A 13,727-nucleotide genomic window follows, 5' to 3' on the forward strand; every position below is an offset into this window, starting at 1 on the left:
TTTGTCACTAGATGTGAACTAAGAAACACTCGGTTACATATTTATGAGAATAGAAACACAACTTCTACGTACTGTATATGTCACACCCGTGTTATTTAATTCATAATATGTCGAGTTGGCTATAGATCTCAATTGGCTCGTTCTTAATTTTATCGAATAAGGAAAGGCATTCGATGGCTGTTCACAAAAGACAAATTATTCTACCGTTTGTAATCATTCTTTTTGCTCTATTTATATTAGTAGTGCTTTCTAGCATGCGACCACAACCTATGCGCGGTCAGCCACCGAGGCCTGCCGTGTTAGTGGAAGTGGTTGAAGTTGAGAAGAAAGACGAAACCTTTGTGGTGGATGGTTACGGTACGGTGAACCCACGCTACCAAACTCAAATTGTAACGGAAGTGAGCGGCCGTGTAGTTCGAATATCCGAAAAGTTTGTGGCAGGTGGTTTCTTTCAAGAAGGCGAAGTACTCCTTGAGATTGACCCTTCTGATTATGAAGCTAATCTCGAAGATGCACGGGCAAACGTTGCGCGCGCGCAGTCTTCGCTGGCAACCGAGCGTGCGCTAGGACGAGTTGCGGAAGCAGAGTGGCGCTCAATTGAAGCGGGTGAAATTCCAGAACTTGGTTTGCGTCAACCTCAATTAGCCAGTGAACTTGCCAATTTGCGTGCAGCAGAAGCACAACTTGATCGAGCAGAGCGTAACTTAGAGCGCACGGTGGTAAGAGCCCCGTTCTCGGGTCTATTACAGGCAAAACAAGCTAATTTAGGCCAATACTTGGGTGTGGGTACGTCTATTGGTATGTTTTACGGCACTGAAGTCGCCGAAGTTCGAGTTCCGCTTACCGACTATGATTTGTCTTTCCTTGACCAACAAATGATTAACTCTGAAACCTCGGCGGGCCCTTCTGTATCGGTCACTGCTGAAGTAGCTGGAGAGTTTCGTAGTTGGCAAGGTCATTTGGTAAGAACAGAGGGTGTATTAGACCCAACGAGCCGCGTGATCTACGGGGTGGTAGAAATTCAAGACCCATATAATCGTGAACATCGAACCCATGAAACCCCATTGCAGTTCGGTCGCTTTGTAACCGCTAACGTTGAGGGGGTTACGGTTCAGGGACTCATCGAATTGCCTCGTCATGCTATTAATACAAACGGAGAAGTATGGGTAGTTACCGAGGAGCGTTTACTTGAGCGTCGCGAAGTCGTTTCTTACCGGCTAGATGAACAAACCGTGTTTGTATCGTCTGGACTAGAGAATGGCGAGCTTGTAATGACAACACAATTAGACAATCCTCTGCCAGGTATGAAAGTTCGCTTGCCTGGAGACCCTTTGATTCCGCAAGAGGAAGCGGCTGAGCCTGAAGCGGAAAACGGAGAGGAGGGTTAAGTCATGAGCGAAGAAAGAGCCATGAGCGAAGAAAAAGGTATTATTGCCTGGTTCACGCGCAATAAAGTGGCCGCCAACTTATTAATGGCGGTTATCATTATCTCCGGTATTTTTGCTGTGTTTGCAATTCGCAAAGAAACATTCCCGATGGGCGAGAGTAACCAGATTACCGTAAGAGTGGTATATCCTGGAGCTGCTCCTCAAGAGGTTGAACAAGGCATAATTATTCGTATTGAAGATGCGATTGATGATGTTCAAGGAATCAAAGAGATTCGCAGCACCGCTAATGAGGGAATGGCTACGGTTTCGATAGAGACTGATACTGACTATGACATTCAGGAAGTTATGGACGAAATCCAAATGAATGTGGACAGTATTTCCAGCTTCCCTGCTCAGATTGAACCTCCGTTAGTATATCGGGGACGCCCAACTACACAAATTCTATGGATGTCTCTTTACGGAGATATTGATGAACGCGCAAGAAAGCTTCTTGCAAACGATATTCGTGATGAGATTCGTAATTTACCTGGAGTAAGTCAGGCGGATGTCGTTGGTACGCGAAATTATGAAATTGCCATAGAAATATCTGAGGAGAACCTACGCCGCTATAACCTAACGTTCCAGCAGGTCGTGCAGGCAGTTCGAGGCACCTCACTTGATGTGCCGGGTGGTTCTATTCGTACGCCCAACGGCGATATTTTATTACGCGCCAAAAACCAAAGCTATGTGGGACGTGAGTTTGAGAATATTGTTTTAATTAGCCGTCAAGATGGAACTGAGCTGACGTTAGGCGAAGTGGCTGAAGTGCAGGATGGATTTGTCGAGCGCCGCTTTTTTGCTGAGTTCGACGGTAAACCCTCCACTTTTATTCGTGTAAATAGTTTAGGTACACAAAACGATTTAGCCATAGCTGAAACAGTTAAAAGCTATATAGAGCGCAAGAAAAGTGAGTTGCCGCAAGGTGTGCAACTGGATTACTGGGGCGACAGTTCTTATTACCTTAAGGGCCGTTTAAACTTAATGCTGAAAAACCTTATTTTTGGGGTTGTTTTAGTACTCGTAGCGCTCTCTCTATTTCTGCAAATTCGCTTAGCGTTCTGGGTAATGGTAGGCATTCCGGTGTGCTTCTTGGGTACATTTGCCATGATGAATTTACCGATGATTGGTGTGTCGGTAAATATGATTTCTTTGTTTGGATTTATATTGGTGCTCGGCATTGTGGTCGATGACGCCATAATTATTGGAGAAAGCGCATATACCGAAATAGAAGAGAAAGGTTCAAGTGACGAAAATGTTATCCGTGGTGCTAAGAAGGTAGCGGTACCTGCAACTTTTGGGGTATTAACGACAGTAGTGGCGTTCCTTCCCATGCTATTTGTGGATGGGCAAATGGAAACCATTTTGCAGTCGATTGCCTTTGTAGTAATTCTTGCGTTGCTGTTTTCTTTGATCGAGTCGAAGTGGATTCTACCTGCCCATATTAGCTCTATGAAATTTTCGAAAGATGGGCAAACCAAACAAAACGGCTTTCAGCGTATGCGCAACGGCATTTCCGACGGACTTAAGCGTTTTGTTGAGTCGAAATACAAGCCTTTTGCGAGAAAATGTGTCGAATACCGCTATACCACCATTGCTACGTTCTTTGCGTTAATGATTGTGATGATAGGTCTTATTCAGTCGGGTGCTGTACGTTGGGTGTTCTTCCCGAACGTACCTAGTGACATGATTTTCAGTAGTATTACGATGCAGCCGGGTACTCATGAGTCGCAAACTATTTCGTCACTTCGTCAGATTGAGAGTGTAATCAGAAATATAGACGAAGAGTATCAAGAAGAATACGGACAAAATCTGATCTCGCATACAGCTATGTTCCTTAACGGTGATAGCGGTGGTCAAATTTTAGTCGAGCTAGAAAAAGGTGAAAACCGAGAAATTAATGGTTTTGAGATTGTAAATCGTTGGCGCCAGCGTGTTCCTGAACTTATTGGCGTGAAGGAACTTAATTTCCAAGCGAGTATTGGACCTGGTGGCGGCGGTTTCGACCTTGAATTTCAGTTGAGCGGCTCTGATTTAGATGAGTTGGCAGCTGCGGCGCAGGAGTTGAAAGAAGTTGTTGGAGGCTACAGTGGTGTGTTTGACGTTTCTGACACGTTCGGTACACCACAAGAGGAAATTCAACTTACCTTGAAGCCGGCTGCGGAGTCTTTAGGCTTGCAACTTCAAGACGTTGCAACTCAAGTGCGTTATGCCTTCTACGGAGCAGAGGCTCAACGTATACCTCGCGATGACGAAGAAGTGCGTGTAATGGTGCGTTACCCACTAGCCGAACGTACGTCGATCGGCAATTTAGAGTCTATGATGATTCGCACCGACGATGGTCGTGAAATTCCGTTTAGAGAAGTAGCTGAAGCTACATTTGCAGATGGGTTTAGCAGCATCAACCGTATTGGTGGGGTGCGCTCAGTTAACGTACGAGCGCGTGTCGACAAAAGTAGCGTAGAACCGCGTGAGGTGGTTATGGACGTTATGATGAATCGCTTGCCTTCTATTCTCGAGAAATATCCTAATGTTCAATTTGGACTGGAAGGTGCGAGCCAAGATGAGCAAGAAGCCTTGGGCTCTCTGATCTTTGGTTTTATCTTAGCTATGTTTGCTATTTACGCGTTGATGGCCATTCCACTGAAGTCGTATTCCCAGCCTCTCATCATAATGTCTGTTATACCGTTTGGTTTCATCGGTGCAGTGTTAGGACACTTGGTTTTGGGCATGTCGATAAGCATTCTAAGCTTGTTCGGACTGATTGCTCTCGCTGGTGTTGTTGTGAACGATAGCTTAATTTTGGTGGACCATGTCAACCAAAATAAAGATGACAAGAAGTCGATCAAAGATGTTGTGGTAGATGCCGGTGGCGCGCGCTTTAGGGCTATCGTGCTTACCTCATTAACAACATTCTTAGGCCTAGCTCCTATGGTGGTAGAAAAGAGTTTACAGGCTAAAATTGTTATACCTATGGCGGTGTCGTTGGCCTTTGGTATTTTGTTTGCAACGGTAATTACCTTGCTGCTTATTCCATGCTTGTACGTGGTTCTTGACGATATTGCGCGTTGGTGGAGAAAAGAACCGAGAACAGTACAGGAAATTGACTAAAAATCAGTTAAACTATGGGCTCCGTTATATGGTCTGATGGAGCCCACATGGAATTTTTGCCACTGTTCGACCTGATTGCGATTGGATGGTTTTTCACGTTTTGGGTTGGCTACACAATTTATGCGCGTAAACGCGCTAAAAAATACAACTCGCTAAGTAGTATTTTATGTACGCTGCGCGTGGACTGGATGAACGCGGTAGTGCGCAAGGAGCAACATATTGCCGACGCCGCTCTAATTGGAAACGTCGAACGTACAGTAACGTTCTTCGCCTCTTCGACCATTCTTGTCCTCGCGGGTGTGCTCACCGTCACTGCGTCAAACGACGCTTTCGTGAGTGTTCTCGATGAACTTCCTTTTACAGCCGAGCAAAGCCATACATTGGTGCTACTGAAGTTAGCAGGTCTTGCTACGGTTATGGTTTATGCTTTTTTCAAGTTTACTTGGTCGGTTCGTCAATTTGGTTTCGTATCTATTTTATTGGGAATGGCTCCATCTGTAATCGGCTCTAAAGTCACTGAAGAAGCTCGTGAACGTTTTTCGCTAAATGCAGCTAAAATACTAGACCAAGCAGGCCATGAATATAACTACGGACTTAGAGCTTATTACTTCGCTTTGGCTTATCTTTGTTGGTTTGTAAGCCCGTGGTTGTTTATGTTGGCCACATTGGTGGTGACCCATGTACTGTTTCGTCGTGAGTACAATTCTAAGGTTCTTCGTGCTTTGTTAGCGGTACACGACAAACAGCCAGGCCCGAAAGCTAACCAGCCTGAATAAACTAATACAAATGAATTGGAGGTAGGTTTGTTACCTACAGAGAACTTTTTGAGTTGGACTCGTAAAAACGAGTGGGGTACTTCTTCAACTTCTAGTGAAATTTTAAGTAATGGAGTAAAGGTAGAAGTTTGGGATAGTGGCGTTATTGCTTTTACTCCTGAACAAGCTAATCAACGTGACTTGGTTCTATCGTCTGCGGTGCACGGAGATGAAACTGCGCCTATTGAAATATGTGACCAATTAATAGAGGCCATTCGAGCCGGTGAGTTAGTGCCTCAATGCAGAGTGTTATTTTTGTTTGCTAACCCTGCAGCAATAAATGTTGGTCGTAGATTTGTAGAAGAAAACATGAACCGTTTGTTCAATGGCGGGCACAGCCAGGGCGAAGGTTTAGTAAATAAAGAGAGAGTGCGGGCGAAGCAAATCGAAAGCTATGTCGCCAAGTTCTTTGATGAAGCTCCAACTGGTGAGCGTGAGCGATTACACTACGATCTACACACGGCTATTCGTGATTCTAAGCATGAAAAGTTTGCAGTTTATCCATTTACTCATGGCAAGCCTTATAAGAAGCGTCAGCTTCAACTACTACATGCTATGGGTGTGCCGGTTATCTTGTTAAATGATGGACCAACGACAACTTTTTCTTACCACTCGGTAAAGCATCATGGTGCTGACGCCTTCACGGTTGAGTTAGGCAAGGTGAAGCCATTCGGCCAAAACGATATGAAAAGCTTTGCACCTACAATAAAAACCTTAAAAGCATTGCTTACAGAGAAAGAGCCGGAACTAGCTCCATTTTCTCCGCAAGATTTCAGTATCTTCCAAGTGCTTAGGAGCATTAATAGAACAGTAGAAGACTTCGAATTAAATTTCTCTGACTCGTTAGCTAATTTTACGCCATTTGAAGAAGGTGAGTTGTTAGCAAGAGACGGTGAAAAGGAATACAGAGCCCAATGTGACGGTGAAGCAGTCATTTTCCCGAATGCAAAGGTGGCATTAGGACAAAGAGCTTTGTTAACAGTGGTTTCCAAGCCCGCAGAGTCTTTTGATCTGGTCTGATGTCAGGTTTGTACACTGAAAGTTTATGTTCAAAATTTGCAACGACCTTTACGTAAAGGTAAAGTTGCGCCCAAATAGCGAATGAAAAGATTCTGAGGAATCGTACAAGAGAAAACGTTATGGCAAATAAAGCAGCAACAACGAACAATATTGTGACCCAATTGGAAGTGATTCCGGGTGACGCAATCAAAATTCCTACGTTTCAGCTTTTGAAAGAAGATGGAACCGTTAATAAAGGTGCGAAGTTACCTGAAATTGACAAAGAGCTCGCACTGAAAATGTTCAGCACCATGCAGTTTATCCGCTTGTTGGACGAACGTATGTTTGCGGCGCAGCGCCAAGGTCGTATTAGCTTTTACTTATCTTCGTTAGGTGAAGAAGCGGCGAGTATTGGCTCTGCTGCGGCACTTAAGTTTGAAGACATGATTATGGGGCAATATCGTGAACAGGGCGCTTTAGCGTACCGAGGTTTTACGGTTGAGCAGTTCATGGATCAGCTTTTCTCAAACGAGAAAGACTTGGGTAAAGGACGTCAAATGCCAGTGCATTATGGCTGTGCTGCATTGAACTTTATGACTATATCTTCGCCTTTGGGCACGCAAATTCCTCAAGCGACGGGTTATGCGTATGGTCAGAAACAAGATGGCAAAGGCGAATGTACGCTTGTTTACTTTGGTGAAGGTGCAGCGTCAGAGGGTGACTTCCACGCTGGCTTAAACATGGCTGCCGTTTCTAAGGTTCCTGTCATTTTCTTTTGTCGTAACAACCGTTATGCCATTTCCACTCCTTCTACAGAGCAATTTGCGGGTGACGGTATTGCGCCTCGCGCAGCTGGTTACGGTATGAAAGCAATTCGTGTCGACGGTAATGATATTTTTGCTGTTTATGCGGCGACTAAAGAAGCTCGCAGAATTGCAGTAGAAGAAAATGAACCAGTGCTTATCGAAGCAATGTCTTACCGTATGGCTGGTCACTCAACTTCAGATGATCCGACGGGCTACCGTACCAAAGAGGAAGAAGAAGAATGGCGTGGAAAAGAGCCTATGATTCGCTTCCGCAATTGGTTGATTAAGAAGGGTTGGATCACCGAGGAAGAAGCTGACGCGCAAATGGCGGAGCATAAAAAAGCGGTACTAGCTGAGCTGAAAAAAGCTGAGCAAGTTCCGGCGCCACATGTTGACGAAATTATTGAAGATGTTTACGACACTCCGCCAGAGCACTTGAAGAAGCAGCTTGAAGCATTAAAAGAGCATATTCGTAAGTATCCTGAAGCGTATCCGGCAACTTCAAAAGGAGTGAAATAATGGCCAAGATGAATTTACTACAAGCCATTAATAGCGCACTTGATGTTGCAATGGCGAAGAACAATAAGGTTTGTATTTTTGGTGAAGACGTAGGGCACTTTGGTGGTGTTTTCCGTGCAACTAGTGGTTTACAAGAAAAATACGGCCGTGATCGTTGTTTCAACACACCATTGGTAGAGCAAGGCATTGCAGGTTTTGCAAACGGATTAGCGGCGCAAGGCGGCTTTCCTATCGCTGAAATCCAGTTTGGTGATTATATTTTCCCTGCTTTTGACCAAATCGTGAATGAAACGGCTAAGTTCCGTTATCGCTCAGGTAATGAGTTTAATGTAGGTGGTTTAACTATCCGTACACCTTATGGCGGTGGTATTCACGGTGGCCATTATCACTCACAATCTCCAGAAGCTTATTTTGCTCACACTCCAGGTTTGAAAATTGTGGTTCCGCGTAACCCGTATCAAGCGAAAGGGTTATTGTTGAGCTCTATTTTTGACCCGAATCCAGTTTTATTCATGGAGCCTAAGCGCTTATACCGTGCTGCGGTTGGTGACGTTCCTGAAGAAGAATACACTTTGCCACTAGGTAAAGCTGAGGTGGTAAAAGAAGGTACAGACGTAACCGTACTGGGCTGGGGTGCACAGGTAGAGGTTATTGAAAAAGCCGTTGAGATGGCAGAAAAAGACGGCGTAAGTGCGGAAATCATCGATTTACGTTCTATTTTGCCATGGGACGTAGAAACAGTAGCTAAATCTGTCATGAAAACTGGGCGTCTTGTTATCAGTCAGGAAGCGCCTCACACCATGGCATTTGGTAGTGAAGTAGCCGCCACAATCCAAGACCAGTGCTTCTTGTACTTGGAAGCACCCATAATGCGAGCTTCGGGCTTAGACACACCTTACCCGTTAGCGCATGAGAAAGAATACTTCTCGGATCACTTAAAAACATACGAAGCCATTAAACGCTCGTTAAATTATTAATAGGAGTGACCATGAGTACTGATTTTATATTGCCGGATATCGGTGAAGGTATTGTAGAGTGCGAAATTGTTGAATGGGTTGTTCAAGAAGGCGACAGCATTCAAGAAGACCAAGTCGTTGTGGAAGTGATGACCGATAAAGCGGTTGTTGAAATTCCTGCAAAATTCGATGGTACTGTGACCAAGCTGTACTACGCGAAGGGTGATATTGCCAAAGTGGGTGAGCCTCTGTTCGCTATTGACGCTGAAGGAAGTGCTTCAGCACCAGCTGAAACAGAAACCAAGCCACAAACCAAAGAGCCTGCACCGACACCTGAAAAAGCTGCGTCTAACGACCAAGCGTCAACAAGTTCAAGTGATTTTATCTTACCGGATATTGGTGAAGGTATTGTTGAGTGTGAAATCGTGGAATGGAAGGTTTCACAAGGCGATACCGTTGAAGAAGACCAAGTTGTTGTAGAGGTGATGACTGATAAAGCGGTTGTTGAGATTCCCGCAAAGTCGGACGGAACCATTGGTAAGCTTTATTACGCGAAAGGCGACATCGCTCGTGTTGGTGAGCCACTGTTCTCGTTAGTTTCAGAAGGTGGCGAAGCAAGCAGTAGCGAGCCTCAGAATGATGCTCCAGCTCAGCCAGCAACGGCTGAGCAAGTTAGTACTCGAGCTGAAGGTGGTGAGTTTGAACCACCACAACCCGCTGCGCCGGGTAAAGTATTGGCCAGCCCTGCTGTGCGCCGACTAGCGCGCGAGAAGGATATCGACTTAACGCAAGTACAAGGCAGCGGTAAGAAAGGCCGCATTCTCAAGGAAGACGTAAAATCGGGCGGAGCCGCACAAGAAGTTAAGTCTTCAGGGACTCAGTCTTCAGCTCCAGCAAAAATGTCTACATCTGGTGGTACTCGCACAGAGCCTATGCGCGGTGTTCGTGCTGCTATGGCGAAGCAAATGGCGGAATCTGTTCGCACCATACCGCACTTTACTTATGCAGAAGAATTCGATTTGACCGAGTTGCGGAAACTTCATGCCAAGTTAAAAGCGCAGTATGCAGAGCAAGGTATTCGCTTAACGTTAATGCCTTTCTTTATAAAAGCTTTGTCTTTGGCGATGAGCGAATTCCCAATCATGAATGCGCAGCTTAACGACGATGCAACCGAAATTACCTATTACGATGACCACAATATCGGTATGGCTGTGGCCACTAAAGTTGGGCTTATGGTGCCGAACATTAAAGGTGTTCAAAACATGTCGTTATTGGAAGTTGCAGAGGAAGTTAACCGTTTAACCGCTTCTGCACGCGAAGGTAAAGTTGCACAAGCAGATATGAAAGGTGGCACTATTACCATCTCTAATATCGGCGTTGTAGGTGGCACGGTAACAACTCCAATCATTAATAAGCCAGAAGCTGCAATTGTTGCATTAGGCAAGGTACAAACCTTACCTCGCTTTGCTGATGACGGCTCTGTGGTTGGACGCGATATGATGACTGCAAGTTGGTCTGGCGATCACCGCATTATTGACGGTGCGACTATTGCGAACTTCAACAAACGTTGGCAGCAATTCTTAGAAGAACCTATGCAAATGCTGACGGTAATGAAATAAAGTTCAGCTATGTTGATGTTTATAAAGGCGCTTTTCACATAAAGCGCCTTTTTTATATCTACAAAAGCTTGCAAGTTTTTGTGTAAACGCTAAAAATGAGTCAACTCAATACAATTAAATTCGCATTGGAAATAACAAAAATACTAAGGACACTTATGAGCGACTATGAACCAAACACAGGTGTATTAACGCCTAGAGAAGAGCAAGCAAAAACCAGTGCGCTTATTGCGTATGGTTTGATGGTTGCAGGAATGTTTACGGGTATTTTCTGGATTGCCGGTGTGATTTGGGCGTTTATAAAACGCGGGGAAGCTGTAGGAACTATCTTTGAAAGCCATTTCACCAATGTAATTAAAATATGGGTTTGGGGCTTAATTTGGCTTGTTGTGGGCACAATACTGCTGATAGTAGGTATCGGCTTCATTATCTATTTTGCGGCATGGGTATGGACTATCTATCGCTTAGTCAAAGGACTTTCTAGGTTGACGTCTCACCAGCCTTATTTATAAGCCTTCATGTACGAGCCAAAGACTAAACCGAATAATAGCAGCGTGAGTTCATTTCTGGCTGCTGTGAAAGATGAGAGTAAGCGAGAGGACTGCTTCAAGCTTCTAGACCTTTTTACTGAAATAACAGGTTGTGAAGCAAAAATGTGGGGCAGTTCTATTGTTGGCTTTGGCTCGTATCAATACCAAAGTAAAAGTGGTTATCAATCGGAATGGATGAGAACTGGGTTTTCGCCAAGAGCGCAGGCTTTGTCGTTGTATATTATGCCTGGGTTTTCGGAAGAGTCGGAGCTTCTGTCCAAACTTGGGAAATATAAGACTGGAAAGTCTTGTTTGTATGTAAAGCGACTTTCAGATATCGACGAGGAGGTATTGAGAGCGCTCATAGTCCAAGGTTTTCAAACAATGAACGAGCGCTACCCAACCGAAGAATAAAACTTATCTGTTCGCGACTAGCTTTCTCACTAAACCAGGAAATAAACGCTGAAGTCTCGGCGCTAACTTACTTAATCCCGAACCGACAACAACTTCTGCCTTGTCTTTTTCGATGGCCTGAACGATCTCTTTGGCGCATTGCTCTGCAGAAATGCCACCAGCGTTGTCTGGGTCTGCTTTATTCAGTTTCTCACCCGTGCCGGTAAGGGCATTGTGAGCGATTTGGGTGTGTACAAAGCCCGGACAAATGGTTGTACACGGGATATTATTTTCTTTCATTTCTGCGCGTATGCAGTCCATATAGCCAATAATGCCAAATTTAGAGCCCGCATAACCACTTCTAAGCTTTGTACCCACCTTACCGGCTACAGAGGACACTGTGACGATATGACCGGATCTACGAGCTACCATCGTTGGAAGTACTGCCTGAGTGAGCGCAACAACGCTAAAATAGTTTATTTCCATAAGATCACGGAAAACTTTTAGGTCGGTTTCAAGGGCTAGGCTTCGCTGAGAGACTCCGGCGTTGTTAATCAGTATATCTATTTCTTTTTCATTCGCTAAAGCTTGTGCTTGCTGAAAAGCAGCTTCTGGCTTCATTAAGTCCATAGGCACGACTTCGTGCGCTCCGGGTAATTTTTCTGCCAGAGCTTTTAACTTATCTTCACTGCGCGCAGTAAGAATGAGTTTTGCTCCACGTGCTGCGAGCGCCTCAGCGAGAGCTAAACCAATGCCTGAAGACGCGCCTGTTAACCAAATTGTTTTTCCCTGAATATGACTCATGCGTTGCCTCTTATGATTTTTCTAATAGCACTTTAACAGGTCTGAAGCTTTTACGGTGAATTGGACATACACCGTGACTTTCTAATAATTCTAGATGTAATTTTGTTGGGTAGGCTTTATGTTTGGCAAATTGATACTGTGGGTACTTTTCGTCCCATGCCAACATTTGGCGGTCACGTTCTACTTTGGCCAAAATCGAGGCTGCACTAATTGCTGGCTCTACAGCGTCCCCACCAACAATTGCTTGTGCTGGAATAGTTAGGCCCGTGGGTACTTTATTGCCGTCAATAAGCGCCTCTTGCGCCTGAATAGGCAAGGCTTCTATTGCACGACGCATGGCTAACAGCGATGCATGCAGAATATTGAGTTCGTCAATTTCTTCAGGATCACATTGAGCAATAGCCCAAGATAGCGCTTTTTCTCGGATCTCAACATTCAGTTTTTCACGTTTCTTTTCACTGATCTTCTTAGAGTCGGCTAACCCTTCAATAGGGTTGTTGGGGTCTAGAATAACCGCAGCAGCAACCACTGGGCCTGCAATAGGACCCCTTCCTGCTTCATCAACACCACAAATCACAAACACATTTCCTTGATCATGCGCTCAATCATATTTAGTGAGGGCTTTATTTCGTCTAAACGAATGAACTCGTCAGGTTGGTGGGCTTGGTTAATTGAGCCAGGACCCATAACTATAGTTTGGCATCCCAAATCATCAATAAAAGGGGCCTCAGTACAATAGTTTGCTGGCTGTGAGCTTTGGCCGCTTACTCGTTCTGCCATTTTGACTAATGCACTGTCGGCAGCACATTGGTAGCCCGGAATAGGTTCATGCATGGCTTCAATAACAAGTGCGTTTGGAAAACGCTTTTGAATTTCACTCAGTTGCTGGTGTAAAAGTTCACTAAGTAAATCTACCGACATGCCCGGGAGAGGGCGCATGTCCATGTGAAGTTCACAGCAGGCACAAATGCGGTTCGCAGCGTCACCACCATGGATATGGCCAAAGTTCATTGTTGGGTAAGGAACTTTGAAAGCGGGCTCATGGTAGTTGTCTTTTAAATGGCTTTTTAGCACTTTTAGTTCGCCTAATACCTCGTGCATGATGTCGATGGCATTCACGCCTGCTTCGGGGTCTGAACTATGTCCAGACTTCCCTAATATGCGAACACAGTCGGTACTGTGTCCTTTGTGCATACGCACGGGAGTCATTGAAGTGGGCTCGCCTATAATGGCGTAGTCTGGCTTTAGGTTGGGAAACTTAGAGAGTTCACGTGCTCCTGCCATGCTGGTCTCTTCGTCGGCGGTGGCGAGCACATAAATAGGCTTTGTGAGCTTGGATAAATCGATATTTTTTAGAGCTTCGAGTACAAAAACGAAAAAGCCCTTCATGTCTGCGCTACCTAACCCGTAAAGCTTGCCGTCGGCTTCAGTTAGCGTAAATGGGTCACGCGTCCAGCGGCCTTCGTCCCAAGGTACTGTGTCTGTATGACCTGACAGTAGAAGTCCGCCTTGAGCATGGGCGGGGCCAATATGTGCAAGCAGATTAAATTTATTGGGCTGGCTCGATAACGGTTCAATTTGCACATGAAAACCAAGCCCTTCTAGCCATTGACCGAGTTGTTGAATAACCTTTTCATTGGACATGTCCCATTGAGGGTTTAAACAACTCACCGACGGTAGGGCAATCAGAGACTTATACATTGAAATAAACTCTGGTAACGCTGCCATGAATAATTCTCCTGCTCACTCTTATA

12 protein-coding genes are annotated in these 13,727 nt (G+C 45.0%); 9 read left to right on the plus strand and 3 right to left on the minus strand.

The window, feature by feature from the left end; all coding sequences use genetic code 11:
* The first annotated feature begins 173 nt into the window (after nucleotides 1-173).
* The 9 genes from EYQ95_RS01535 (at nucleotide 174) to EYQ95_RS01575 (ending at nucleotide 11,190) form a co-directional block, all read left to right on the plus strand.
* Complete coding sequence (locus tag EYQ95_RS01535) at nucleotides 174-1,388, plus strand: efflux RND transporter periplasmic adaptor subunit (RefSeq protein ID WP_111914548.1); 1,215 nt, start codon at nucleotides 174-176, stop codon at nucleotides 1,386-1,388.
* A 3-nt stretch (nucleotides 1,389-1,391) separates the two neighbouring features.
* Nucleotides 1,392-4,535, plus strand: coding sequence for an efflux RND transporter permease subunit (locus EYQ95_RS01540; protein ID WP_207916190.1), 3,144 nt, complete (start codon nucleotides 1,392-1,394; stop codon nucleotides 4,533-4,535).
* A gap of 47 nt (nucleotides 4,536-4,582) precedes the next feature.
* Nucleotides 4,583-5,311 carry a DUF599 domain-containing protein gene (locus tag EYQ95_RS01545; protein ID WP_111914547.1) on the plus strand — a complete coding sequence of 243 codons (729 nt, stop codon included), beginning with the start codon at nucleotides 4,583-4,585 and terminating at the stop codon, nucleotides 5,309-5,311.
* A gap of 48 nt (nucleotides 5,312-5,359) precedes the next feature.
* Nucleotides 5,360-6,370, plus strand: a complete 1,011-nt coding sequence (gene astE / locus EYQ95_RS01550; RefSeq protein WP_207916191.1) for a succinylglutamate desuccinylase — start codon at nucleotides 5,360-5,362, stop codon at nucleotides 6,368-6,370.
* 119 nt (nucleotides 6,371-6,489) lie between these two features.
* Entirely contained in the window at nucleotides 6,490-7,674 is a 1,185-nt protein-coding gene (locus EYQ95_RS01555; RefSeq protein WP_111914543.1) for a thiamine pyrophosphate-dependent dehydrogenase E1 component subunit alpha, read from the plus strand.
* The gene (locus EYQ95_RS01560) at nucleotides 7,674-8,651 is read left to right on the plus strand and encodes a transketolase C-terminal domain-containing protein (protein WP_111914541.1); all 978 of its coding nucleotides are present in this window, start codon (nucleotides 7,674-7,676) and stop codon (nucleotides 8,649-8,651) included. Before EYQ95_RS01555 ends, EYQ95_RS01560 begins: the two co-directional genes overlap by 1 nt.
* A gap of 11 nt (nucleotides 8,652-8,662) precedes the next feature.
* A complete protein-coding gene (locus tag EYQ95_RS01565) occupies nucleotides 8,663-10,249 on the plus strand; it encodes a dihydrolipoyllysine-residue acetyltransferase (protein ID WP_111914539.1) in 1,587 nt (528 codons plus the stop codon).
* A gap of 155 nt (nucleotides 10,250-10,404) precedes the next feature.
* Nucleotides 10,405-10,758, plus strand: a complete 354-nt coding sequence (locus EYQ95_RS01570; protein WP_111914538.1) for a hypothetical protein — start codon at nucleotides 10,405-10,407, stop codon at nucleotides 10,756-10,758.
* Nucleotides 10,759-10,800: 42 nt separating this feature from the next.
* Entirely contained in the window at nucleotides 10,801-11,190 is a 390-nt protein-coding gene (locus EYQ95_RS01575; RefSeq protein ID WP_207916192.1) for a DUF1801 domain-containing protein, read from the plus strand.
* A 3-nt stretch (nucleotides 11,191-11,193) separates the two neighbouring features.
* Here EYQ95_RS01575 and EYQ95_RS01580 read toward each other — a convergent pair whose 3' ends face one another.
* Genes EYQ95_RS01580 through argE form a run of 3 tightly spaced genes read right to left on the minus strand, consistent with a single transcriptional unit; the run spans nucleotide 11,194 to nucleotide 13,701 of the window.
* The gene (locus tag EYQ95_RS01580) at nucleotides 11,194-11,973 is read right to left on the minus strand and encodes an SDR family oxidoreductase (protein ID WP_111914534.1); all 780 of its coding nucleotides are present in this window, start codon (nucleotides 11,971-11,973) and stop codon (nucleotides 11,194-11,196) included.
* Between the two features lie 10 nt (nucleotides 11,974-11,983).
* Nucleotides 11,984-12,550, minus strand: a complete 567-nt coding sequence (rnhB, locus tag EYQ95_RS01585; protein ID WP_111914532.1) for a ribonuclease HII — start codon at nucleotides 12,548-12,550, stop codon at nucleotides 11,984-11,986.
* Nucleotides 12,547-13,701 carry an acetylornithine deacetylase gene (gene argE, locus EYQ95_RS01590; protein WP_111914530.1) on the minus strand — a complete coding sequence of 385 codons (1,155 nt, stop codon included), beginning with the start codon at nucleotides 13,699-13,701 and terminating at the stop codon, nucleotides 12,547-12,549. Before argE ends, rnhB begins: the two co-directional genes overlap by 4 nt.
* Nucleotides 13,702-13,727 lie beyond the last annotated feature (26 nt).

The organism is Lysobacter sp. N42 (genome assembly GCF_004344885.1).

Bases quoted from the DNA above. Each gene is read 5' to 3' on its own strand.
- EYQ95_RS01535 (WP_111914548.1), top strand. From the start codon at position 174: ATGGCTGTTCACAAAAGACAAATTATTCTACCGTTTGTAATCATTCTT.
- EYQ95_RS01540 (WP_207916190.1), top strand. From the start codon at position 1,392: ATGAGCGAAGAAAGAGCCATGAGCGAAGAAAAAGGTATTATTGCCTGG.
- EYQ95_RS01545 (WP_111914547.1), top strand. From the start codon at position 4,583: ATGGAATTTTTGCCACTGTTCGACCTGATTGCGATTGGATGGTTTTTC.
- EYQ95_RS01555 (WP_111914543.1), top strand. From the start codon at position 6,490: ATGGCAAATAAAGCAGCAACAACGAACAATATTGTGACCCAATTGGAA.
- EYQ95_RS01560 (WP_111914541.1), top strand. From the start codon at position 7,674: ATGGCCAAGATGAATTTACTACAAGCCATTAATAGCGCACTTGATGTT.
- EYQ95_RS01565 (WP_111914539.1), top strand. From the start codon at position 8,663: ATGAGTACTGATTTTATATTGCCGGATATCGGTGAAGGTATTGTAGAG.
- EYQ95_RS01570 (WP_111914538.1), top strand. From the start codon at position 10,405: ATGAGCGACTATGAACCAAACACAGGTGTATTAACGCCTAGAGAAGAG.
- EYQ95_RS01580 (WP_111914534.1), bottom strand. From the start codon at position 11,973: ATGAGTCATATTCAGGGAAAAACAATTTGGTTAACAGGCGCGTCTTCA.
- argE (WP_111914530.1), bottom strand. From the start codon at position 13,701: ATGGCAGCGTTACCAGAGTTTATTTCAATGTATAAGTCTCTGATTGCC.